This is a genomic window from Streptomyces sp. NPDC001415 (assembly GCF_053597395.1).
On record NZ_JBSFIE010000078.1, the window covers coordinates 1 to 2,186 of the forward strand.

A 2,186-nucleotide genomic window follows, 5' to 3' on the forward strand; every position below is an offset into this window, starting at 1 on the left:
CGTCCAACTCAACGTCGCAATCGCCGGGGAGGGACCTGCTGTTCTCCTGCTGCACGGCTTCCCCCACACCTGGCAGCTCTGGAGCGGCATCATGGCCCGGCTGGCCGGGCAGTACCGGGTCATCGCCCCGGATCTGCGAGGCTTCGGTGCCAGTGCCCGTGCCGTCGAGGGTTACGACGCCGGCACCCTCGCCGCCGACGCCGAAGGGCTGCTCGACGCACTCGGCGAACCCACGGCAGCGGTGGTCGCCATCGACGCGGGCACCGCCCCCGCCGTCCTGCTCGCACTGCGCCGACCCGACCGCGTCCGGCGCCTGGTCGTCATGGATCTGCTGGCGATCGCGCGTGAGGCTCATGTCCCCGTGGACCTCGCCGACTTCGACACCTACAGCGCGCATACGCCGGTGATCACGGACCTGAAGCCGTTCGGCCGCCGCACGGCCGTCGACCTGGACCGGGCGGGCGGCACGGCGCTCGTCGCCCGGCGTCTCGTCGATGCGGGCCTCGTCGACGGGACCACGCCGACGGTCACTGGGCGCACTCTGGGCGAGGAGGCCGCAGAGGCCGAGGAGGATCCAGGTCAGGACGTCGTCGTGGAAGTGGCGCGTCCGCTGAGCCCGAACGGGGCTCTGCTGGTGCTGCGCGGCTCCCTGGCCCCCGAGGGCGCGGTGGTCAAGGCGACGTCGCACGTCCGTCCGGTGCACACCGGCCCGGCCCGGGTGTTCGACTGCGAGGAGGACGCCATGGCCGCCGTGCAGTCGGGCGCGATACGCCCGGGCGATGTGGTGGTGATCCGGTACGAGGGTCCGCGCGGTGGCCCCGGTATGCGGGAGATGCTCGGGGTGGCCGCGGCGATCGTGGGGCGCGGGCTGGGGGAGTCGGTGGCGCTGGTGACGGACGGGCGGTTCTCCGGAGCCACCCGGGGGCTGATGGTGGGGCACCTCGCGCCGGAGGCCGCCGTCGGAGGGCCGATCGCCCATGTCCGGGACGGGGATGTCATCACGCTTGATCTGCCTGGCCGCGGCGTCCGACTTGAGGTCGCAGAGGGGGAGTTGGTCGCGCGGGCGGCCGACTGGCGTGCACCGGAGCCCCGTTACCGGCACGGCGTGATGGCGAAGTACCGGTCACTGGTGGGATCGGCGGCTCATGGCGCGGTGACGGCGGTCCATGTCGTGGACGGCGAGAACGGCAAGGCCCGCGAGAACGGTGCGGACCGTGAGGACGAGAAGGAGAGCACGGATGCGTACTGACGGCAGCGCGGCCCACGGGACACTGGCCGGGAAGGCCTGCGTGATCACCGGCGCGGCGCACGGCATCGGAGAGGCGACGGCGGAGCTGTTCGCCCGGGAGAGCGCCCGGCTCGTGCTCACCGACCGGGACGCCGTGGCGCTCGACAAGGTGGTCGCCCGGTTGGCCGACGAGGGCTTCGAGGTGGCGGCCGTCACGGGTGACGTGTCGGTCCCCGAGGACGCCGGCGCCATGATCGCGGCGGCGGTCGACCAGTACGGACGGCTCGACGTCCTGGTGGCCAACGCCGGGATCATCCCGCTGCTCGACATCACCGAGGCCAGTGCGGATGACTGGGGCGAGGTGATGGCGATCGACGGCAAGGGCATGTTCCTGACCTGTAAGTATGCGATCGAGACGATGGCGTCGAACGGTGGTGGTGCCATTGTGTGCCTGTCCTCCATCTCCGGCCTGGCCGGACAGCGGGGTCAGAGTACATACGGCCCCGCCAAGTTCGTGGCGACCGGGCTGACCATGCACCTGGCTGTCGAGTGGGCGGCGCACGGGATCCGGGTCAACGCGGTGGCGCCGGGCACCGTGCGGACCGAGCGGGTGCGCAGGCTGCCGCAGGAACCCGGGGGTCCCGCGTACCTGGCGGCGATCGAGAGGATGCACCCGATGGGCCGGATCGGCGAACCGGCCGAGGTGGCCGCCGCGATCCGCTTCCTGGCCTGTGACGAGGCGTCGTTCATCACTGGGGCCGTACTGCCGGTGGACGGTGGCTATCTGGCCCAGTAGGTCCAGCTGGAGCTCGGACGGCTCCGCCCTGTCACCGTCCCGCAGGGGGTGAGAGCCTGTGTCTGAGCCCCGCCCGGGCCCGTGGCGTCTGGCACGCACTCCCCCAAGGCCTTAAGGGCCAGGGGGGACCCCCATGCCGCGTTGCCGAAACGCCCTAGTAGC

The 2,186-nt window shown here is 72.0% G+C and carries 2 protein-coding genes; both read left to right on the plus strand.

Annotated features, from left to right (window positions below):
* The coding region (locus ACWC2B_RS37990) for an alpha/beta fold hydrolase (RefSeq protein WP_450724917.1) at window positions 1-1,249 on the plus strand (1,249 nt) is incomplete at its 5' end.
* Complete coding sequence (locus ACWC2B_RS37995) at window positions 1,239-2,024, plus strand: SDR family NAD(P)-dependent oxidoreductase (RefSeq protein ID WP_450724919.1); 786 nt, start codon at window positions 1,239-1,241, stop codon at window positions 2,022-2,024. The genes ACWC2B_RS37990 and ACWC2B_RS37995, both read left to right, overlap by 11 nt.
* Window positions 2,025-2,186 lie beyond the last annotated feature (162 nt).